The organism is Kitasatospora sp. NPDC096077 (genome assembly GCF_040303245.1).
In the GTDB taxonomy this organism is placed as follows: Bacteria; Actinomycetota; Actinomycetes; order Streptomycetales; family Streptomycetaceae; genus Kitasatospora.
This window is the reverse complement of the sequence record NZ_JBEOSV010000032.1, coordinates 25,252-46,953: the sequence shown is the minus strand read 5'-3', so window position 1 is coordinate 46,953 and position 21,702 is coordinate 25,252. Positions and strand designations below refer to the sequence as shown.

Genomic DNA, 21,702 nt, shown 5'->3' with positions numbered 1-21,702 from the left:
CCCCGGGTGACCGGCCCCTGGACACCCTCCCCCGCCCAGAAGGACTGCGGTTTTGGCCAGCAACACCCTCGGTGCGCGTCTGCTGCGACGCAAGCCCGTCACGACCCTGATCGCGGAGAGCGAGGGGCGCGGCCTTCCGGCCGGTGCCCCCGAGGAAGGCGGACGCTCCGGCATCCACCTGCGCCGCTCCATCGGCCTCTGGCAGCTGTCCGCGATCGGCATCGGCGCCACCATCGGCACCGGCATCTTCTTCGTGCTCAACACGGCGGTGCCCTCGGCCGGACCGGCGGTCATCCTGTCCTTCGTGATCGCGGCGGTCACCGCCGGGCTCACCGCGCTCTGCTATGCCGAGATGGCCTCGGCGATCCCGGTCTCCGGCTCCTCGTACTCCTACGCCTACGCCACCCTCGGCGAGGGCGTGGCCTTCGGCGTCGGCATCTGCCTGCTGATGGAGTACGGCGTCTCGGCCTCGGCGATCGCGGTGACCTGGGCCGAGTACCTGAACAAGTTCTTCGACCTGGCCTTCGGGTTCAAGATCCCCGAGCAGCTGGCCGGGGCGCCGGACAGCACCCACTGGTTCAACCTGCCGGCGCTACTGCTGGTCGCCATGGTGTGCTTCCTGCTGATCCGCGGCGTCAGCGAGTCGGTCAAGGTCAACGCGGTGATGGTCGCGATCAAGATCGTCATCCTGCTGATGTTCATCGGTGTCGCGCTCACCGGCTTCAAGTCCGGCAACCTGACCCCGTTCATGCCGCTCGGCATCGGCGGCGTGCAGGTCGCCGCGTCCAGCATCTTCTTCTCCTTCATCGGCCTGGACGCGGTGTCCACGGCCGGCGAGGAGGTCAAGAACCCGCGCCGCACCCTGCCGATGGCGATCATCATCTCGCTGGTCGTGGTGACCCTGCTCTACATCCTGGTCGCGCTGGCCGGCATCGGCGCCCAGCCGTGGACCGAGTTCAACGGCCAGGAGGCCGGCCTGGCCCAGATCCTGCAGAACATCACCGGCCAGAGCTGGCCCGCGATGATCTTCGCGGTCGGTGCGATCGTCTCGATCTTCAGCATCACCCTGGTGGTGATCTACGGCCAGACCCGCATCCTGTACTCGATGGGCCGCGACGGCCTGCTGCCCAAGCGCTTCGCCGAGCTCTCCCCGCGCACCGGCACCCCGGTCTGGAACACCCTGGTGGTCGGGATCGGCGTCGGCGCGCTGGCCGCGTTCATCCCGCTGAACGTGCTGGCCGACATCACCAGCCTCGGCACCCTGATCGCCTTCTCGGTGGTCGCGATCGGAGTCATCGTGCTCCGCCGCACCCAGCCCGACCTGCCGCGCGGCTTCAAGGTCCCCGGCTACCCGGTCGTCCCGCTGGTCAGCGTCGGCTTCTGCATCTACCTGATCACCGGCCTGCACGCCGACACCTTCCGGGCCGGCGCGATCGCCCTCGCCGTCGCCGTGGTCGTCTACTTCGGCTACAGCGTCAAGCACTCCCGGCTGGAGCGGGCCGGGAAGCAGGACGCCCCGGCCGACACCACGACGGGCTGACCCGGCTGTTATCCAATCGTGAAGGGCCGCCGTCCGGCATGACGGGCCGCGGCCCTACGCGCGTAGCGTCCCGAACGGGGCCCGAGGCGATGGCGACAGGGCCCGCTCGGCAGCCATAACCTTCCACCATGGTGAGCACCCGCACGCCCGGCTCCTCCCGCCCGCGCGGCCGCTTCACCGGCCGAACGAGAACGCCGGCCCAGACCACCGGCGCCGAACCGCCGTCCAGACCCGGACCGCCGTCGAGCACCACGCTGCCCCGGCCGTTCCCCCGGCAGCGTGGCGAGAGCACCTTCCCGCCTACGCCCGATCGGTGGAATCCCGCCCGACTCGCCTCGCTGCGCTGGGTCCAGCTGATCGGCTGCCTGATCGCGGCCGGCTGGGCCGCCGCCTTCCCGCTCGTCTCCGACCTGGACAACCAGCGGCTCTGGGGCCTGGTCGCCGCCCCGGCCTACGTCCTGGCCGGACTGCTCTGCCTCGTCCTGCCGCGCCGCTTCGCGGCCGAGGCCGCCGCCGTGGTCGCCCTGCTCGGGGCCGTCGTGGCACCGCTCGGGCTGCTCGCCGTCAACGGCCGGCACCAGTCCGAGGTGATGGTGGTCGAACGCTCCGCCCACCTGCTGCTCACCAGCGGTGACGTCTACCTCCCGCACCCGGTGGTGGTCACCGACTACAACCCGTACCTGCCGGCGATGTCCCTGTTCGGACTGCCGCGCCAACTGCTCGGCAGCTCCACCGCGTTCGCCCGGGTCGCCGGGGACGCCCGGATCTGGTTCGCCCTCACCTTCGTCGTCTGCCTGCTGGCCGCCTGGCGGCTGCTGCGCCCCACCCGGGAGCGCGCGCCGCTGCTGCCGCTGGCCATCCTCACCGCCTCGCCGCTGATCGCGCTCGCCCTGGCGGTCGGCGGGGTCGACCTGCCGCTGATCGGGGTCTGCTGCCTCGCCATGGCCCTCGCCGAACGGGACCGTACGGTCGCCGCCGGACTGGTGCTCGCCCTCGCCTGCAGCCTCAAGTGGACCGCCTGGCCGGCCCTGCCGGTCGCCGTCCTGCTGCTGTGGCGGCTGTACGGCCGCCGGCCAGCCGCCCGCACCGCGCTGATCGCGACCGGGGTGAGCGCCGCGGTGCTGCTGCCCTCGATCCTCACCGAGCCGACGGCGCTGCGCGACCAGGTGGTGCGCTTCCCGCTCGGGATGACCGCGATCCGCACCCCGGCGGGCAGCCCGCTGCCGGGCAAGGTGCTGGCGGGCTTCGGGCCCACCGGTCACACCGTCTCGCTGGCGCTGATGACCCTGGCCCTGATCGGGGTGGCGATCTGGCTGGTGGCCAGGCCGCCGGTCTCCGCGATCGCCGCCGCCGACCTGCTGGCCGGCGGGCTCGCCATCGCCTTCACGCTCGCCCCGGCCGGCCGGTTCGGATACCTGGCGCTGCCCGCCGTGCTGATGATCTGGCCCCGGCTGGCGGCCCGGCGCTGGAGCAGCCGCCGCCCGCTGCCGCCGAGCCGCGCGGCAGCGCCGGAGCCCGCGCTGCCGTTGTGATGCGCCCGCTCCGCCTTCGTGGCGGAGCGGGCGCAGGGCCGGGGCCTACTGCCGGGGGGCGCCGACCGCCTTGATCAGCGAGGCGACCGCCGGGCCGGCCGCGTCCACGCCGTGGCCGCCGCCCTGGACCTCGGCGGCGATCGCCAGGTTGCCGCGGAAGGCGGTGAACCAGCTGTTGGTGGTGGTCGCGCCCTGGACCTCGGCGGAGCCGGTCTTGGCGCCCGCCTTGTCGGTGATCCCGGCCATCACCTGGCTGGCCGTGCCGCTGACCGCGGTGGCGTTCATCATCGCCCGCAGCTTGGTCGCGACGTCCGGCGAGATCTGCCGGGCGGCCTGCTGCTGCGGCAGCCCGGCGACCAGGATGGGCTGCTTGAACGTGCCGCTCTGGACGGTCGCCGTGACGGAGGCGATCGCCAGCGGGTTCATCTGGACCTTGCCCTGCCCGATGTAGTTCATCGCCTGCTCGTCCTTGCTGCCCGGGGCCACCGGGATCTTGCCGTCGGCGTTCGGCAGACCGGTCTTCCACTCCAGGCCGATGCCGTACACGTCCTTGGCCGTGTTGGCCAGGGTGTCGGGCTTGAGGCTGGTCAGGCCCTGGTTGATGAAGGCCGTGTTGCAGGACACCATGAAGTCCTGCTGGAGGGTGTTGTTCGGGAAGGCGCCCGGGAAGTCGTTCGGGATCGCCACCGGGTTGCTGCTCTTCTCGGGGCAGGCGACCGTGGTGTCCGGGTTGATCCCGGCCTCCAGCAGGGCCGTCGAGGTGAGGATCTTCATCGTCGAACCGGGGGCGAGCAGGCCGGCGAAGGCCCGGTTCTGGCCGTTGGCCGGGGCGTTGGCGAAGGCCAGCACCTGGCCGGTGCTCGGCTCGATCGCGACGATGGAGCCGGACTTGCCGCCCAGGTCGGTCATCGCCTTCTCGGCGGCCGCCTGGAGGGTGTTGTCGATGGTCACCTTGAACGGCTGGCCGGGCTTCGGCTCGACGATGGTGAACAGCTTGTCCGCGGCGGTCTTGCCGGCCGGGTCGGTGATGACCACCGCGCTGCCCGCGTCCTTGTCCTTGTTCGGGTCCGGCGGCAGCAGCTTGCGGGCGTTGTCCTGGAGGCTGGACATCAGCGCCGGGGTGAGCGAGGCGCCCTGCAGCGGCTTGCCGTTGCGGTCCACCACGGTGGACGGCGGGGCGAAGACCTGCTGGGTGGCGATGGTCTCGTTGCCGGACAGGTGCGGGTGGATCACCGAGGGCGCCCAGTGCACGGCCGGGGTGTTGTCGCTCATCTTCACGACGCCGAGGAAGCCGTTGTAGTCCCAGGCCCGGTTGGTGCCCTCGAACTCGGCGCGGGCCTTGAAGCCCATCAGCACGCCGGTCGGCGCCGCGGAGGCGGAGGGCGAGGCGGAGTCGCCGGCTCCGGGGGTGGCGCTAGCGGGCGGGGTCGCCGAGGCCGAACCGGTGGGCTTGGCCGGAGCGGGGCTGCCGGTGGCCGAGGCGAAGGCCTGCGGGGTGGCCGGACCGGCGGGGGTGAGGGTCAGCGCGCTCGGCTTCACCTGGTCCTTGAAGGCGGTCAGGGCGGTGGTTGCCGCGGCAGGGTCGTCGGTCAGCGAGGCCGCCTTGGCGATGTCGCCGGAGGCCCAGGCCGCCAGGAAGTCCTTCGCGCCGGCCGCCGCCTGATCGGCGGAGGGCGGTTCGGCGACCACGGTGCGGGGCTTCTTCGCGGAGGACCCGGAGTCCGAGCCGCCCATCAGGCTGTAGGCCCCGTAGCCGCCGCCCGCGAGGACGGCGATGGACACGCCGGTGATGATGCCGATCTTCGCGCCACTGCGCATGGTGCCAATCCCCCAGGGGTATCGCGGCCGGGCGCAACCGGCGGGGCCGGAAACGCGGTACGTCTCCCACCCTAGGCAGGCGGATTCGGCGCCCCGGCCGGAGGCCGGGGTCTTGTGACGGATCTGGTACGTGTCGTGGACCGGGTGCGGATGCTTCGGGGGAACCCTGTGCGGGCGCCCCGCGGGCCCGCCCGGGGCCTCAGATCCAGCTGTTGAACCACATCCGGCGGCGCCAGTCCTCCAGCGGGATGGTCTGCCCGGTGTACAGCGGGAAGAAGTAGAGGAAGTTCCAGACGATCAGCAGCACCAGCAGCCCGGCCGTCGCCGAGCCGATGATCCGGCGGTCCCGGGAGGCGCCGGGCGGCCCGATCAGCGCGCCGATCAGCATCGTCACGGCGAGCACCAGGAAGGGGACGAAGACCACCGCGTAGAAGAGGAAGATCGTCCGCTGCTGGTAGAGGAACCACGGCAGGTAGCCGGCGGCCAGGCCGCACAGCAGGGCGCCGGCCCGCCAGTCCCGGCGGAACGCCCACCGCCACAGGCAGTAGACCAGTGCCAGCACGCCCGTCCACCACAGCAGCGGGGTGCCGATGCCCAGCACCTCGCGGGCGCAGTCGGCGACGGTGCAGCCGTCCTGGCCGAGCTTGGGGGACTCGTAGTAGAAGGACACCGGGCGGCCCAGCACCAGCCAGGACCACGGGTTGGACTGGTAGGTGTGCGGGTCGGTCAGGTGGGTGTGGAACTCGTAGACCGTCGAGTGGTAGTGCCACAGGGCGCGCAGGCCCTCGGGTATCCACGGGTAGTCGGTGGAGCGGCCGACCGCCCAGTCCCGGCCCCAGCCGCCCTGACCGGGCGCGGTGCTGCTGGCGAACCAGCCCCACCAGGTGGCCAGGTAGACGGCCACCGAGACCACCACGACCGACAGGAAGGCCGGCACCACGTCCCGGGCCAGCACCGCCAGGTACGGGCGGGGGGCGCCGGCCAGCCGGCGGGCGCCGACGTCCCAGAGCACGGTCAGCAGCCCGAAGGCCGCCGCCACGTACAGGCCGCTCCACTTGGTGGCGCAGGTCAGGCCGACGCAGACGCCGGCCGCGATCCGGTACGGGCGCCAGCCCAGGTTGATCCGCTGGGCGAGCGCCGCGTCCGCGACCCCGTCCAGCCGGGCGGCCAGCCGGGCCCGGGTGCGGTCGCGGTCCAGCAGCAGGAAGCCGAAGGCGGCGACGATCCAGAACATCACCACCAGGTCGAGCAGCGCGGTCCGGCTGAGCACCAGGTGCAGGCCGTCCACCGAGAGCAGCAGGCCGGCCACGCAGCCCAGCAGGGTGGAGCGGAACATCCGGCGGGCGATCCGGGCCAGCATCAGCACCGACAGGGTGCCGAGCAGGGCCACCGCGAACCGCCAGCCGAAGGGGTTCATGCCGAACAGCTGCTCGCCCGCGCCGATGATCCACTTGCCGACCGGAGGGTGCACCACGTACGAGGGCGTCGAGCGGTACGGGACGGCCGCGCCCGGCGTCATGATCGTGGTGTTGGCGTCCTCCGGCCAGTTGATCTCGTAGCCGCCGTGCCAGAGCGCGTAGGCGTCCTTGGCGTAGTACGTCTCGTCGAAGATGATCGCGTGCGGCTGGCCGAGGTTGCTGAACCGCAGCAGCCCGGCGAACACCGCCACCGCGATCGGGCCCAGCCAGCCGGACCAGCGGCACAGGAAGTACCAGAGGCCCTGCGGCAGCGCCAGGCCCAGGCGCAGCAGCAGCGGGGACTGCGGGACGTCCGGCGGCGTCACCCGGGGGCCGTCCGGCATCGGCGGGACCAGGCGCTCGGTGAGCGTCCCGGCGCTGCGGGCGCGGTAGCCGTACCCGGCCAGGCGCTCCCGCCAAGCCGCGGGTGAACCGGATGACCGGGATGACCGGGATGACCGGGGGGACGGCAGGCCGACACCGCCCCGCGCGGAGTGGTCCGTACCGGTGGGCGTCTGCGCCGCCTTGTCGCCGTTCATCCGCCACATCGTAGGGGCGCTCCTCGTACGGGTGAGCGATCCCTCGGAAGCTGCCCGAATCGTCACCAAAAGCTCCGGACGGCCCCAGGTGGAAGGATGGGGCCCGTGACAGGAGTACTGGTTCTCGCAGGCACCCCCATCGGCGACGTCTCGGACGCCCCGCCCCGGCTGGTCAATGAGCTGGCCACGGCGGACGTGATCGCCGCCGAGGACACCCGCCGGCTGCGCCGGCTCACCCAGGCGCTCGGGGTGACCCCGGCCGGGCGGGTCGTCTCCTACTTCGAGGGCAACGAGGTCGGCCGCACCCCCGAGCTGGTCGAGGCGCTGCTCGGCGGCGCCCGGGTGCTGCTGGTCACCGACGCCGGGATGCCCTCGGTCTCCGACCCCGGCTACCGGCTGGTGGCGGCGGCGGTCGCGGCGGACGTGAAGGTCACCGCGGTGCCCGGGCCGTCCGCGGTGCTCACCGCGCTCGCGCTGTCCGGCCTGCCGGTCGACCGGTTCACCTTCGAGGGCTTCCTGCCGCGCAAGAACGGTGACCGGGCCCGGCAGCTGGCCTCGGTCGCCGCCGAGCCGCGCACCATGGTCTTCTTCGAGGCGCCGCACCGGATCGCCGAGGCGCTGTCGGCGATGGCCGCGGCCTTCGGGCCGGAGCGGCCGGCCGCCGTGTGCCGGGAGCTCACCAAGACCTACGAGGAGGTCAAGCGCGGGCCGATCGGCGAGCTGGCGGCCTGGGCCGCCGAGGGCGTCAGGGGCGAGATCACCGTCGTGGTCGCGGGCGCCCCGCCGGCCGCGCCGGAGGAGCTGACCCCGGCCGAGCTGGCCCGGCTGGTGGCCGTCCGGGAGGAGGCCGGGGAGCGGCGCAAGGAGGCCATCGCGGCGGTCGCGGTCGAACTGTCCGTGCCCAAGCGGGACGTCTTCGACGCCGTGGTGGCGGCCAAGAAGGACGGGTTGGACGGGGCTTTGAAAAAGGGGTGAATTCCGGGGGTTGCGGGGCGGGCGGGGAGTCGTACCTTGGAGGGAAGGCCCCGGTAAACGCTCGCCGAGCTGAAGGTTCGGCCCCGGTTTCCGGGGTGCGGGAGGCCCTTCGTATAGGACTTCCCAACCCGCATCCAAGATTTCACAAGAGGGGCGTCACCCGGGGCGGTCCGGGCATTTCCTGGAATGGAAAGCCCCAGCCGGGCGAGCGCCCGACGGGCACTGGGAGTTGGCTATGAGCGACACGATCGGTAGCCCCCGCAGTGGCAACGCGCTGGGCGTACCCGGGCTGGCCGGGGCGGCGCACACTCCCGTCGAGACCGTACGGGAGGCCTACTCCTTCGCCTGCCTGCGCTGCGGGTACGGCTGGGAGCAGGCGTACGACATCGAGCACCACGTGGGCAAGGACGGCCACATCGTGTTCGAGTACCACGCCAACGGCGTCCGGGTGCCGTCCCCGTTGCTCAAGCCGACCTGCCCGGGGTGCGGTGGCCACACCGTGCGGATCATGCGCGAGGGCCGGGTGGCCTCCGCCGACCAGTCCCGGCACCACGCCCCCGGCTACCCGGCGCACGCGGAGCCCGCGCCGGTCGAGTCGGTCGAGTCGGCCGGGGCGACCCCGGTGTCCGGGCCGCGCGGGCCCTGGGCCCGGTTCTGGGCGCGGCTGTTCGGCTGACCGCCCGCCACGGACCACCGGGGCCGCCCGCCGCGAGCAGTGCGGCGGGCGGCCCCGGTCTCGTGCGGGTGCGGGTGCGGGTGGTGGGGGCGGGTGTGGGCGGTGCGGCGGGCGGTGCGGGCGCGTGCGGCGGTAATGCGGTCGATTCGTGTGTTCGGGCCCGACTAAGCTTTCCGACCATGGCGGCCACTGCAGACCACAGCACCACCGGGGCGAGCGCCCCGGCGTACTACGTTTCCACCCCGATCTACTACGTCAACGACCGTCCCCACCTGGGCCACGCGTACACCACCGTGGCGGGCGACGTCCTCACCCGCTGGCACCGCCAGCGCGGCGAGAAGGTGTGGTACCTGACCGGCACCGACGAGCACGGTCAGAAGATCATGCGGACCGCCGAGGCCAACGGCGTCAGCCCGCAGGAGTGGTGCGACAAGCTGGTCGAGGAGGCCTGGAAGCCGCTCTGGCAGCACCTGGAGATCGCCAACGACGACTTCATCCGCACCACCGAGGAGCGGCACACCGCCCGGGTGCAGGAGTTCGTCCAGGACCTGTTCGACAAGGGCGAGATCTACAAGGGCGGCTACTCCGGCCCGTACTGCGTCGGCTGCGAGGAGTTCAAGCTCCCCGCCGAACTGCTCGACGGCGCCACCGAGGACGAGAAGCTCTGCGCCGTGCACAAGCGGCCGGTCGAGTGGCTGGAGGAGGAGAACTACTTCTTCCGGCTCTCCGCCTACGCCGAGCGGCTGCTGGAGTTCTACGCCGCCAACCCGGACTTCATCCAGCCGGCCTCGGCCCGCAACGAGGTGCTGCGCTTCGTCGAGCAGGACCTCAAGGACCTCTCGATCTCCCGCTCCACCTTCGACTGGGGCGTGCCGCTGCCCTGGGACGAGAAGCACGTCCTCTACGTCTGGGTGGACGCGCTGCAGAACTACATCACCGCGGCCGGCTACGGCAGCGACCCGGAGCGCTTCGCCGAGCTGTGGCCGGCCTCCGTCCACCTGGTCGGCAAGGACATCCTGCGCTTCCACGCGGTGATCTGGCCGGCCATGCTGATGGCCGCGGGTCTGCCGCTGCCCAAGCGGGTCGTCGCCAACGGCTGGCTGATGGTCGGCGGCGAGAAGATGTCCAAGTCCAACCTGACCGGCATCGCGCCCACCGACCTGACCTCGCACTTCGGCGTGGACGCGTACCGCTACTACTTCCTGCGGGCGATCCCGTTCGGCACGGACGGCTCGTTCTCCTGGGAGGACTTCACCGCCCGGTACACCTCCGAGCTCGCCAACGACTTCGGCAACCTGGCCTCCCGGGTCGCCGCGATGGTCGGCAAGTACTTCGGCGGGGCGCTGCCCGCCCCGGTCGCGCACGGTGACGCCGAGCAGGCCGTCGCGGACGGGCTGGCCGCGGCCGTCGCCGCCGCCGACCTGAAGATCGGCGAGGAGCTGGACTTCGCCGGCGGCCTCGCGGCGATCTTCGAGTTCGTCAAGCAGGTCAACGGCTACCTCACCATCCAGGAGCCGTGGAAGGTCGCCAAGGACGAGTCGGAGGAGGGCAAGGCCCGGCTGGCCACCATCCTCTACACCGCGGCCGAGGCGCTGCGCGGCACCGCCGTGCTGCTCAACCCGGTGATGCCGTCCACCGCCGAGAAGCTGTGGGCCTCGCTGGGCGCCGCCGAGGGCCTCGGCGCGCTCGCCGGGCAGCGCGTCGCCACCGCCGGCGACTGGGGCCTGCTGCCCGCCGGTGCCACCGTCACCAAGGGCGACATCCTGTTCCCGCGCCTCGAAGAGAAGCCGGCCGCCTGACATGGCCAAGAAGGACGACGACCGGTCGACCCCGCCGCCGCTGCCGGAACCCCTGGCCGTGGCGGTGGCCGACTCGCACACCCACCTCGACATGCAGACCGGCACCCCGGCGGAGGGGCTCGCCCGGGCCGCCTCGGTCGGGGTCACCACGGTGGTCCAGGTGGGCTGCGACGTGCCCGGTTCGCGCTGGGCCGCCGAGCTGGCGGCGCAGTACGAGCAGGTGCACGCGGCCGTCGCCCTGCACCCCAACGAGGCGCCGCGGATCTTCCTCGGCGACCCGGACGGCTGGTCCGGGCAGCGGCGGCCCGGCGGCGGGCAGGCGGCGCTGGACGAGGCGCTCGCCGAGATCGACGCGCTGGCCGCGCTCCCGCAGGTCCTCGCCGTGGGCGAGACCGGCCTGGACTACTTCCGCACCGGGCCGGAGGGGGTGGAGATCCAGAAGGAGTCGTTCCGCCGCCACATCGAGATGGCCAAGCGGCACGGCAAGGCGCTGGTCATCCACGACCGCGACGCCCACGAGGACGTCATCGCGGTGCTGCTCGCCGAGGGCGCCCCGGAGCGGACCGTCTTCCACTGCTACTCGGGCGACGCCGAGATGGCGAAGGTCTGTGCCGAGCACGGCTGGTACCTGTCCTTCGCCGGACCGGTCACCTTCAAGGCCAACCAGCCGCTGCGGGACGCCCTGCTGGCCACCCCGCTCGACCGCGTCCTGGTCGAGACCGACGCCCCCTTCCTCACCCCGCACCCCTACCGGGGGCGGCCGAACGCGCCGTACCTCATCCCGGTCACGGTCCGCTCGATGGCCGCCACCCTGGGGCTGCCCGAGGACGAGCTGTCGGCGGCGATCGCGGCGAACACGGCGCGGGCCTTCGGGTACTGAGCTCCGGGCTTCGCCGGTCGAACGGATTCGTGGTTCCGGAGAAACGGTTCGGCACTCCTGATCGCTGCCTAGGCTGGCTAGCATGAGTGCAGTGAGGGAGGTGGCGATGACCGCCGAGCCGATCGACTGGAAGCTTCCGCCGTCCCAGGGCTGGACGTACGAGCAGGTCAGGATCATGGACCTGCCGTCTGACTGGGAACTGGTGGACGGAGCCGTCGTGGTACGAGGGCAGACGAAGTGGTGGCACGACCAGGTACGTGATCAGCTGTTCGCGGAGCTGCGCGCCGCACGGGTCGCACCCTACGTAGTCAATGTCGAGCGCTGTGTACTGCTCGACGAATACAACGTGGCCAAGCCGGACGTGGCCGTATTCGACAAGACGGGCCTCGATTTCTTCGAGCTCGAGTGCACGCCACCTGAGTCCGTCGCCCTGGCGGTGGAAGTAGTCTCGCCCGGTTCCAAGGCAGCTGACCGCTTCCGCAAGCCCGGGCAGTACGCCGAGAAGGGCATTCCCTCCTACTGGCGGGTCGAGCGCGGCATCGACAACCTCCCGATCGTCCACGAGTTCCACCGGGACGAGGAGAAGGGCGTCTACCTGCCCGTCGAGCAGCACGAGGGAGTGCTCCGCACCTCGGTTCCGTACCCCGTGGAGATCGACCTCGCCGCGGTCGTCGAACTCTGAGCGCCTCCGGCGCCCGTATCCTTGGCGCGTGAGCACCACCGACCCCACCCCTGACAGCCACCTGCTGGGCGCCGCCGACATCCGGGAGCTGGCCGCCGCGTTCGGCGTCAAGCCGACCAAGCAGCGCGGACAGAACTTCGTCATCGACGGCAACACCGTGCGGCGGATCGTCCGGGCCGCCGAGGTGACCGGGCAGGACGCCGTGGTGGAGGTCGGGCCGGGGCTCGGCTCGCTCACGCTGGCGCTGCTGGAGGCGGCCCGGCACGTCACCGCGGTCGAGATCGACCCGGTGCTCGCCCGGCACCTGCCGGACACCGTCGCGGCCCGGATGCCCGGCAAGGCGGACGCCTTCGCGCTGGTCCTGAGCGACGCGATGGAGGTCACCGAGCTGCCCGGCCCGGCGCCCACCGCGCTGGTCGCCAACCTGCCGTACAACGTGGCCGTGCCCGTCCTGCTGCACATGCTGGCGACCTTCCCCAGCATCGAGCGGACCCTGGTGATGGTGCAGAGCGAGGTCGCCGACCGGCTCGCCGCCAAGCCGGGCAACAAGGTGTACGGCGTCCCCTCGGTCAAGGCCAACTGGTACGCCGAGGTGAAGCGGGCCGGCGCGATCGGGCGGAACGTGTTCTGGCCCGCTCCCAACGTGGACTCCGGGCTGGTCTCGCTGGTCCGCCGCGAGCCGCCGAGGACCACGGCCAGCCGGACCGAGGTGTTCGCGGTGGTCGACGCCGCGTTCGCCCAGCGCCGCAAGACCCTGCGCGCCGCGCTGGCCGGCTGGGCCGGTTCCGCCGCCGGGGCCGAGCAGGCGCTCGCGGCCGCCGGCATCGACCACAAGCTGCGCGGCGAGATGCTGACGGTGGAACAGTTCGCCGCGATCGCCGAGCACAAGCCCGTCATCGCCGAGCACGAGCCTGCTAAGGACAGTGAGTGATCACCGTACGGGTACCGGCCAAGGTCAACGTCCAGCTCGGTGTCGGCGGCCTGCGCGCCGACGGCTTCCACGACCTGGCCAACGTCTTCTTCGCGGTCGCGCTGGGGGACGAGGTCACGGCGAGCCCGGGTGAGGGCGTGACGCTCTCCTGCACCGGGCCGGACGCCGCCGTCGTCCCGCTGGACGACAGCAACCTCGCCGCCCGCGCCGCCCGGCTGCTCGCCGCCCACCACGGCCTCGCCGACCCGGGCGTGCACCTGCACATCGCCAAGGCCATCCCGGTGGCCGGCGGCATGGCCGGCGGCAGCGCGGACGGCGCCGCCGCCCTGGTCGCCTGCGACGCGCTGTGGCAGCTGGACACGCCGCTGCCGGTGCTGCTGGACCTCGCCGCCGAACTCGGCTCGGACGTGCCGTTCGCCCTGCTCGGCGGCGTCGCGCTGGGCCGCGGCCGGGGCGAGATCCTGGAACCGCTCCCGGTCGAGGGCACCTTCCACTGGGTCTTCGCGGTGGCCGACGGCGGCCTGTCCACGCCCGCCGTCTACCGCGAGTGCGACCGGCTGCGCGACCGGGCCGGCACCGGTTCCGGCGAGACCGACGTGCCCGTCCCGGACGCGGACCCGACGCTGCTCGCGGCCCTCGCCGAGGGCGACGCCGTCGCCCTGGCCGCCGCGCTCACCAACGACCTCCAGCCCGCCGCCGTCTCGCTGCGCCCCGCGCTGGCCGCCACCCTGCGGGCCGGCACCGAGGCCGGCGCGCTCGGCGCCCTGGTCTCCGGCTCCGGGCCGACCTGCGCCTTCCTGGCCAAGGACGCCGAGTCGGCCGCCGCCGTCGCCGAGGCGCTGCTCGCCTCCGGCACCTGTCGGGCCGCGCACGCCACGTACGGGCCGGTGCCGGGGGCCTCGGTCGTCTCCTGACGCGTCGGGGGTGCCCGGGCGGGCCCATTAGGCTGGGGTGATCGGGGCGTCCCCGATTCAGGGGCGGGCTGGGCCCGCCCCGCGACCGCCGAACCCAGGAGCGCAGCACACGTGGCCGTCAACCTCGCCACCATCGAGTCCGTCACGAAGGTCTACGGCACCCGCACCCTGCTGGACGCGGTGAGCCTGGGCGTGAGCGAGGGCGACCGGATCGGCGTCGTCGGCCGCAACGGCGACGGCAAGACCACCCTGATCCGGATGCTCGCCAAGCTGGAGGAGCCCGACGGCGGCCGGATCACCTGGAGCGGCGGCCTCGAACCGTCCGTCCTCACCCAGCACGACTCGCTCGACCCGAAGGCCACCATCCGGCACGAGGTCATCGCCGACCGCGCCGACCACGAGTGGCTCGGCGACGCCCGGATCCGCGACATCATCGAGGGCCTCTTCGGCGGCCTCGACCTGCCCGGCTTCGCCGACGGCCTGGACACCGTGATCGGTCCGCTCTCCGGCGGTGAGCGCCGCCGGATCGCCCTCGCCAAGCTGTTGCTCGGCTCGCCCGAGCTGATCATCCTCGACGAGCCCACCAACCACCTCGACGTCGAGGGCATCAACTGGCTCGCCCAGCACCTGCAGAAGCGCCGCTCCGCGCTGGTCTGCGTCACCCACGACCGCTGGTTCCTCGACCAGGTCTGCACCCGGATGTGGGACGTCCAGCACGGCGAGGTGCACGAGTACGAGGGCGGCTACTCCGACTACGTCTTCTCCCGCGCCGAGCGCTCCCGGATCGAGGCCGTCGAGGAGCAGAAGCGCCAGAACCTGGCCCGCAAGGAGCTCGCCTGGCTGCGCCGCGGCGCCCCCGCCCGCACCTCCAAGCCGCGCTACCGGATCGAGGCGGCCAACGCCCTGATCGCGGACGTGCCGGAGCCGCGCGACAAGAGCGAGCTGATGAAGTTCGCCAACGCCCGGCTCGGCCGGACCGTCTTCGACCTGGAGGACGTCACCGTCAAGGCCGGCCCCAAGCTGCTGCTGGAGAACCTCACCTGGCAGCTCGGCCCCGGCGACCGGATCGGCCTGCTCGGCGTCAACGGCGCCGGCAAGACCTCGCTGCTGCGGGCCATGCGGGACGCGTACGCCTCCGAGGGGGACGTGCAGCCGACCTCGGGCGTGATCAAGGTCGGCAAGACCGTGCGGCTGGCCTACCTGTCGCAGGAGATCGCCGAGCTGGAGCCGGAGATCCGGGTGCTGCAGGCCGTCGAGCAGGTCCGTTCGCGGGTCGACCTCGGCAAGGGCCGGGAGATGAGCGCCGGGCAGCTGTGCGAGCAGTTCGGCTTCGGCAAGGACAAGCAGTGGACGCCGGTCGGCGATCTCTCCGGCGGCGAGCGGCGGCGGCTCCAGCTGCTCCGGCTGCTGATGGACGAGCCCAATGTGCTGTTCCTCGACGAGCCGACCAACGACCTGGACATCGAGACCCTCAACCAGCTGGAGGACCTGCTCGACGGCTGGCCCGGCTCGATGGTCGTGATCAGCCACGACCGGTTCTTCATCGAGCGCACCACGGACGTCGTCCACGCGCTGCTCGGTGACAAGAAGATGCGGATGCTGCCCGGCGGCGTGGACGAGTACCTGGAGCGGCGGGCGCGGATGGCGGCCGCGGCGGCAGCCGCCTCCTCCGCCGCGGTCGCGGCCTCCCCGGCCGCGGCGGAGGCCGCCGCGGGGCTGTCCGGCGGGGACCTGCGGGCGGCGAAGAAGGAGATGCAGAAGCTTGAGCGGCAGATCGCCAAGCTGGACCAGAAGGAGTCCAAGCTGCACGCCCAACTCGCCGAGCACGCCGCCGACTTCTCCAAGGTCGCGGAGCTGGACGGGCAGCTGCGCGGGGTCCGGGAGGAGAAGGAGGAGCTGGAGCTGAGCTGGCTGGAGCTGGCCGAGCAGGTCTGACCTGCGGTTCCGGCCTGTGGTTCCGGCCCGAGGCTTCGGCCTGCGGTTCTGGACTACGGCTTCCCGAGCAGTACGTCGAGTTCGTCCGCCGCACGGCCCAGCGCGCTGAGCGCGGGGTCGTGCGGCGCGTTCGGCCGCAGCGAGGGCCCGGTCGGCGGGCGGTGCTCCCGGGCCGCGGCGGTCAGTTCGTCCAGGGCCCGGTGGACCCGCCCGGTCTCGGCCGGGTCCGGCACCCGGCCGCCGTACCGGACCTGCGCGGCGAACGCCGCCACCGCGCCGCCGAGCCGCTCAAGCGCGGCCGTGGCCGGCAGCCACTGCTCGGCCAGCCGACCGGTGGGCGGCGGCTCGGCCAGGCCCTGCTGCACCTCCCGGCGGGCGTCCGCCAGTGACCGGTAGGCGGTGCGGCGCAGCCACACCTGGGCGGTGTGGTCCGTCGGGTGGCCGTGCTCGGTCCGCTGGTCCGTCCGCTGGTTCGTCGGCTGGTCCGTCCGCTGTTCCGTCACCGCGTCCAGGTAGGCCCGCAGGGCGGTGGTCGCGGCCACCAGGCGGGGCTCGATCCGGTGACGGGGGCGCTCCGGCCACAGCAGGTAGCCGAAGAGCAGCACGATCACGCTCGCCAGCACGGAGTCCAGCACCCGCGGCCAGAACTCGGCCGCACCGCTCTGGCCGCCCAACTGGAGCAGGACCAGCGCCATCGGCGTCATCACCACGGTGTTCAGCCCGTAGTGCGCCGCCGTCGCGTACGGGAGCAGCGCCACACAACCGGCCGCGACCGCCGTCAACGCCCACTCCCCGGTGGCCACCGACAGCAGCGCGGCCGTCACCACCACGCCGAGCACCGTGCCGACCGCGCGGCTCACCGCGCGCAGGAACACCGAACCGAGGTCCGGCTTCAGCACGAAGGCGATCGTCATGGGCACCCAGTAGCTCTTGCTGAGCGGGTAGTTGGCCGTGACCGCCGAACCCGCCGCGATGCACAGCGCGACCCGCAGGCCGTACCGGAGGGACGGGCCGGACAGCAGGGCGCCCCGGAGCCGCCACGGGTCGGGCGGCGGCGCGGGCGCGGTGCCGACCCTGGTCGGGCGGCCCGCGACCGTGTCGGCGGCGGCCCGCAGGGCCGCGTCCAGGGCCTGCCGGGAGGGGGTGTCCGGCCGCCAGTCCGGCACCGTCACCTCGCCGCCGCCCCGCCGTACGGCCCGCGCCAGCCGCCCCGGCACCTCGGCCACCTCCGGCGGCACCGGCCGCCAGGCCCACAGCAGGCCGGTCGCCGCCTCGGTGGCCGCCAGCGCCGCCTCGTACATCGGGCGCAGGCCCCGGCGGTCCGTCGTCCGGCCGCGTTCCGGCAGCAGGTCCTGCAACTGGTTCAGGCGGGCCGTCAGCACCCGGCGGGAGGCGGCGCCCCGCGCGGTGCCCAGATCGGCCAGGGTGCGGCCGAGGGCCTCGTACACGGCGGCCAGCGCCCGGTTGCGCGGATCCGAGGCCGGGCGGGTGTGGGCGCCGGCCGGCAGCCCGAGCAGCACCACGAACGCGGCACCCACCAGCATCATCGGCGCCGCCGCCCACCACGGCGTCGGCAGCGGCATCCCGCTGCCCAGCGCCGTCGACACCAGCAGCAGCATCCCGGCCGCCGAACCGCGCGGGCCCGTCGCGCTCAGCGCGCCCGACCCGAACGCCGTCAGCGTCAGACCGGCCCCGAGCGCGAGCGTGCCCGTGTGGACGTGCTGCAGGGTGGTGCCGATCAGCATCCCGAGAGCGGAGGCCGTCACCGCCGACCCGATCCGGGCCGCCCGCAGCCCCACCGGCTCGGCGCGGTCGTTCATCGTCGCGTGCATCGCCCCCAGCCCGGCGAACACCCCCAGGTCCAGCCGGTGCAGCAGCAGCCCGACCACCAGCGGCACCGCCATGCCCACCGCCGCCCGGACCATCGCCCCCACCGGCACCGGCGGCCGGGCGGGGCGCACGGCACGGGCCCACCAGGTGGTCTGGGTCGGCTTGCTCGCAGGCATGTCGTCGCGTCCGTTCGGCGGCCTCGGATCGCTGCTGTGCGACATTGCGCGGCAGATGGGGCGTACCGGGTCAGTCTACCCAGGGCCCCGGGGCGGGCCCCGGACGTGTCGAGTTCGTACCGATCGGGCCCGGCCCGGCCGAGGTCCCTGCCCGGCCGACAGGGGTGGTGGCTACCATGACGGAGGCGGGGGCCGCTCCCAGGACGGGCGGTCGGACGGCCAGGACGGTACGAACCGGAAGTTGACGGTGTGTGACGGCAGGCGGGGCCCCGGGAGTCGCCCGGGGCGCGCGGGCCGACGGGGGAGAGGTGGATTGCTGTGACGGATCCGAGTACGCCGGCGGCGGGGTCGAACCCGGGGGACACGCCGTTCACCCTGGAGAGGAAGCTGCATCTCCCGTGGGTCGGCGGGGTCAACATCGCGCCCGTCTTCAGCACCGCGGAGACCAACAACACCGCCGGTGACCTGGTCTCGGCCTTCGGCAAGCACGACGTCAAGGTCGAGCTAGACACCCTCACCGGCTTCGCGAAGAAGATCGAGGCCCTGCTCGCGGCGATGGAGGGCTCGGAGGCCGCGCCGTACAAGCTCGCGGCGCAGAAGGTGTCCCAGCAGAACTTCGTCAGCGGGGACGAGGCCCACCAGTTCGTGGAAGCGGTCGCGCTCTCCTCCACGTACGAGAAGGTCCACACCCAGCTCGTCAAGCTGCACAAGGACTTCACGGCGCAGATCAAGGCGATGCAGCACGCGGTCACGTCGACGGCACAGAACTACTCGACCAACGAGGACAAGACGACGGACGACCAGAACGCGGTCGCGAAGCGGACCGGCGCCGACGGCTTCTGACGGCGGTCGAGGTCGAGGTCGAGGTCGAGGGCGACGGTTCACGGGGAACGGGGAGAGAGAGCAGTGGCAGTCCAGTCGAAGTTCGAAGGCATGGACCATCAAGTACTTCTGAACATGGTCAACGGAACCGACCCCACGACGATCCTCAGTCGTGCCGCGAAGCTGCAACAGGCCGGCGGTGTTCTCAAGGAGTTGAGCGAGGCACTCACGGCGCACCTCTCCAAGGTCACCTGGGAGGGCCGTGCCGCGGAGAACTTCAAGACGTGGGCCGGGAACCTGCAGCAGTCCGCCGAGAAGCTGGGCGCCTACTCGACGGGCGCGGGCAACGCCATGAACCAGGCCGGTGAGGCCCTCAGCACGGCCAAGGCCGCGGTGCCGCCGGTGCCGCCGGACGCCGTCGCCTGGGTGAAGGGGCGGCACGACCAGGGGGCGCCCGACCCCGAGGTGCTCCGGCAGCTGAAGACGGTCGGCTGGTACCCGAACGGGCCTTCCACGGGTGACATCGACGCGGCCATGAAGCGCAAGAACCCGAACTGGGTCTCCGAGACCCAGGCGATGGCCGGGACCAAGGAGCTCTACGACGCGCACCAGGAAGCCATCCGGCAGATGGAGAAACTGGGCGAGGCCTACTCCGCGGCGACGACGACGCTGACCGGGCTCGGCGACAACGTGGTGCTGCCGGGGACGCCGACGGCGACGAACCAGAACGATTCCACGGCGGTTTCCCGTGACGGGGCCAGTGGCGGTGGCTACGGCGGGTACGTGAGCGCCCCGCATACAACCAACACCCGTAAGAGTTCCGGTCAGTCCGGCGGCTACATCGGCGGCCCCTCCATGGTGCGCCGTGATCCGTCGACGAACTGGGAGGAGTCGACCTACCCCGGTCACACCGGACCGGTACCGCCGCACGACGGTGGCCAGTTGCCCACGCCCCCGCGGGACCCGGGCACCCCGGTGCCGCCGTCCACCCCGTCGGACCCGGTCCACCGACCGGGCACCGGTCTCGACAGCTTCCCGACCCTGCCGGACCAGACCGTCCCGGTCGGCCCCGGAAGCGGTCCCGGCCTGCCGGGCGGCCCGGGCGGAACTCCCGCCCACCCGGGCGGTCCCGACGGCCAGGGCGGCCTGCCCGGGCTGTCGGGTGGCACCGGACCGATCAGCGGCTACCCGGGCGGCGTCGGCGGCGGCTCCGTGCCGGCCAGGGGCATCGGCGGCGTCCCGGGCAAGGCCGGCGGCTCGATTCCCGCCCGTACGGGCCCGTTCGGCGGTGGCTCGGTCCCGGGCAGGTCCGGCGGTCTGCCCAGCGGCACGGTCTTCGGCCGTGAGGGCGCACCGGGCGGCGGCCGGATCGGCGGGTCGGCCACGGGCGGCGGAACGGGTGGCATGCACCCGGGCATGGGCGGCGGCCACGGTGTCGTCGGCGGGGCCGGCGGCTCGCGCGGTCGGGGCCTGACCTCGACCCCCGGTGGCACCGTCGGCGGCCGCAAGGGTCCTGCCGCCGGTGGGGAGTTCACCCCCGGCGGCACCGGCCTGCGCAACCGGGCGGCCGCGGCGGAAGCCGCCGAGGGCGGTGCCCGCTCCGGGCAGAACGGCATGATGGCCCCGGGTGCGGGCGGTCACGGCAACCGGAAGGAACGCGACCGCCGCGACCGTGCGGACTACCTGCACGAGGACGAGGAGACCTGGACCAGCGGCACGCCGCACAGCAACCCCGACGTGATTGAGTAGGACGACAGAGAGACTGCCCGGCCACTGGGCCCAGCCGGTGGCCGGGCAGACCTGTTCGGGGCGCGCTCTGCCGGCCTGCGGTGGGACTGACGAGGAGTGGTGATGGGGCGGACGGACGCGCGATCGCGTTGGCGGGCCGGGGCTGCGGCACTTCTGGCGACGGGAATCGTCGTCGGCCCGGTTGCGGTGCCGGCAGCCGCGGACGGATCGATCCGTGAGAAGCAATGGCATCTGGACGCCATGCACGCGTCGGAGATGTGGAAGACCTCCAAGGGGCAGGGAATCACCGTTGCGATCGTCGACGGTGGATTCAAGCTGGACCATCCGGATCTTGCCGGGCAGTTCCTGTCCGGCAAGGACTTCAGCGGAGGTTCCGGGGGCGTGGGGTCCTACACGGACGGGCACGGCACGGAAATGGCGAGCCTGATCGCCGGGACGGGCGCGAGTGTCGGTGGGACCGGCGCCTACGGCTTGGCACCGGCGGCCAGGATTCTTCCGCTGAAGATCAACAACGGGTCCGCCACGGCAGCCTCCCCCAGTGATTTCCTCGACCAGATCGGGCAGGCGGTGAACTATGCGGTCGACCAGGGCGCAAAGGTCATCAACATCTCGCAGGGCATGGACGAGGACAGGTTCGCCGCGGCTGATGTGGCGAAGCTGAACGGGATTCTCGCGCAGGCGCGCGCCAGGGGATCACTGGTCGTGGCAAGCGTCGGGAACGAGGCGCAGTCGGGGAACCCGGTGTCCTATCCCGGGGGGCTGCCCAACGTCGTCGGCGCGGGGGCGGTCGACCACGATGTCGTCGCGACCTCCGAATCCGAGCAGGGGCCGCAGGTGATACTCGCCGCGCCCGGCATGGACATCTTCGCGGCCTGTGTGGCGGACACCGGCTACTGCAAGAGCCATGGCACCTCCGACGCGGCCGCTCTGGTGTCCGCTTCGGCGGCTCTGGTCTGGTCGGTGCACAAGGACTGGACCGCGAACCAGGTTCTCCGGGTCCTCATCAATACGGCGAGCAAGCCCACGGACGGTTCCGTCCGCAACAACGACGTCGGGTACGGGGTGGTGCGGCCGCGGGTCGCGCTGACGGATCCCGGCGACCCCGGTCCGGCGGACGTGTCCCCGGTTCCGGCGGCGGATCCGGTGCCCGCGGCGAGCCCGTCCGCGTCTGCGGGTTCGCCGGCTCCGGCCGCGTCGGCGTCGGTGCCCGCGGGGAGTCCGAGTGCCGTGGCGGTGGGCGCGCCGACGGTGGCCGCGTCGTCCGGGTCGTCCGGGTCGGGGGGCGTGCTGCCGGTCGTGGGCGGTGGGGCGGCCGGGTTGGTGGTGGTGGCCGCGGTGGTCGTCCTGGTGCGTCGGCGTCGGCGGGCGGCCGCGTAGGAGGTGGAGGCGGGGACGGGCCCGGGTGTCGCGGAGGCGGCGCCCGGGCTTTTGCGTGGGGCGTGTGGGG

General features: G+C 72.8%; 16 protein-coding genes. 13 read left to right on the top strand and 3 right to left on the bottom strand.

The features are described 5' to 3' along the window. Positions 1-52: 52 nt before the first annotated feature. Positions 53-1,540 carry an amino acid permease gene (locus ABTZ03_RS25405; protein WP_350515369.1) on the top strand — a complete coding sequence of 496 codons (1,488 nt, stop codon included), beginning with the start codon at positions 53-55 and terminating at the stop codon, positions 1,538-1,540. A 128-nt stretch (positions 1,541-1,668) separates the two neighbouring features. Then, entirely contained in the window at positions 1,669-3,072 is a 1,404-nt protein-coding gene (locus tag ABTZ03_RS25400; RefSeq protein ID WP_350515368.1) for a glycosyltransferase 87 family protein, read from the top strand. Between the two features lie 45 nt (positions 3,073-3,117). Here the strand turns inward: ABTZ03_RS25400 and ABTZ03_RS25395 are convergent, their stop codons facing one another. Together ABTZ03_RS25395 and ABTZ03_RS25390 are read right to left on the bottom strand one after the other, a co-directional pair. Beyond that, positions 3,118-4,890 (bottom strand): penicillin-binding transpeptidase domain-containing protein, encoded by a 1,773-nt coding sequence (locus tag ABTZ03_RS25395; protein ID WP_350515367.1) that lies wholly within the window; start codon positions 4,888-4,890, stop codon positions 3,118-3,120. 199 nt (positions 4,891-5,089) lie between these two features. Further along, positions 5,090-6,886, bottom strand: coding sequence for a dolichyl-phosphate-mannose--protein mannosyltransferase (locus tag ABTZ03_RS25390; RefSeq protein ID WP_350515366.1), 1,797 nt, complete (start codon positions 6,884-6,886; stop codon positions 5,090-5,092). Positions 6,887-6,991: 105 nt separating this feature from the next. Between ABTZ03_RS25390 and rsmI the strand changes: the two genes are divergently transcribed. The 8 genes from rsmI to ABTZ03_RS25350 all read left to right on the top strand — a co-directional run bounded on the left by rsmI (position 6,992) and on the right by ABTZ03_RS25350 (position 15,678). Beyond that, a complete protein-coding gene (gene rsmI, locus ABTZ03_RS25385) occupies positions 6,992-7,861 on the top strand; it encodes a 16S rRNA (cytidine(1402)-2'-O)-methyltransferase (protein ID WP_350515365.1) in 870 nt (289 codons plus the stop codon). A 235-nt stretch (positions 7,862-8,096) separates the two neighbouring features. Further along, positions 8,097-8,537: a hypothetical protein gene (locus tag ABTZ03_RS25380; protein WP_350515364.1), complete on the top strand. Its 441-nt coding sequence runs from the start codon at positions 8,097-8,099 to the stop codon at positions 8,535-8,537. 179 nt (positions 8,538-8,716) lie between these two features. Next, a complete protein-coding gene (gene metG / locus ABTZ03_RS25375) occupies positions 8,717-10,336 on the top strand; it encodes a methionine--tRNA ligase (RefSeq protein ID WP_350515363.1) in 1,620 nt (539 codons plus the stop codon). A gap of 1 nt (position 10,337) precedes the next feature. Further along, positions 10,338-11,216 carry a TatD family hydrolase gene (locus ABTZ03_RS25370; protein ID WP_350515362.1) on the top strand — a complete coding sequence of 293 codons (879 nt, stop codon included), beginning with the start codon at positions 10,338-10,340 and terminating at the stop codon, positions 11,214-11,216. An 82-nt stretch (positions 11,217-11,298) separates the two neighbouring features. Then, positions 11,299-11,898, top strand: coding sequence for a Uma2 family endonuclease (locus ABTZ03_RS25365; RefSeq protein ID WP_350515361.1), 600 nt, complete (start codon positions 11,299-11,301; stop codon positions 11,896-11,898). 28 nt (positions 11,899-11,926) lie between these two features. Continuing rightward, positions 11,927-12,829, top strand: coding sequence for a 16S rRNA (adenine(1518)-N(6)/adenine(1519)-N(6))-dimethyltransferase RsmA (gene rsmA / locus ABTZ03_RS25360; protein WP_350515360.1), 903 nt, complete (start codon positions 11,927-11,929; stop codon positions 12,827-12,829). Next, a complete protein-coding gene (locus ABTZ03_RS25355; RefSeq protein ID WP_350515359.1) occupies positions 12,826-13,743 on the top strand; it encodes a 4-(cytidine 5'-diphospho)-2-C-methyl-D-erythritol kinase in 918 nt (305 codons plus the stop codon). The genes rsmA and ABTZ03_RS25355 overlap by 4 nt, the downstream gene beginning before the upstream one ends. 111 nt (positions 13,744-13,854) lie before the next feature. Then, positions 13,855-15,678, top strand: coding sequence for an ABC-F family ATP-binding cassette domain-containing protein (locus ABTZ03_RS25350; protein WP_350515358.1), 1,824 nt, complete (start codon positions 13,855-13,857; stop codon positions 15,676-15,678). 53 nt (positions 15,679-15,731) lie between these two features. Here the strand turns inward: ABTZ03_RS25350 and ABTZ03_RS25345 are convergent, their stop codons facing one another. Beyond that, positions 15,732-17,684 (bottom strand): FUSC family protein, encoded by a 1,953-nt coding sequence (locus ABTZ03_RS25345; RefSeq protein WP_350515357.1) that lies wholly within the window; start codon positions 17,682-17,684, stop codon positions 15,732-15,734. A 318-nt stretch (positions 17,685-18,002) separates the two neighbouring features. On the opposite strand from ABTZ03_RS25345, the gene ABTZ03_RS25340 reads away from it, so the two are divergent. From ABTZ03_RS25340 to ABTZ03_RS25330, 3 genes are all read left to right on the top strand, one after another. Next, entirely contained in the window at positions 18,003-18,527 is a 525-nt protein-coding gene (locus tag ABTZ03_RS25340) for a DUF2563 family protein (protein ID WP_350515356.1), read from the top strand. A gap of 114 nt (positions 18,528-18,641) precedes the next feature. Next, a complete protein-coding gene (locus ABTZ03_RS25335) occupies positions 18,642-20,255 on the top strand; it encodes a WXG100 family type VII secretion target (RefSeq protein ID WP_350515355.1) in 1,614 nt (537 codons plus the stop codon). 102 nt (positions 20,256-20,357) lie between these two features. Beyond that, complete coding sequence (locus ABTZ03_RS25330; RefSeq protein ID WP_350515354.1) at positions 20,358-21,632, top strand: S8 family serine peptidase; 1,275 nt, start codon at positions 20,358-20,360, stop codon at positions 21,630-21,632. Positions 21,633-21,702: the final 70 nt, after the last annotated feature.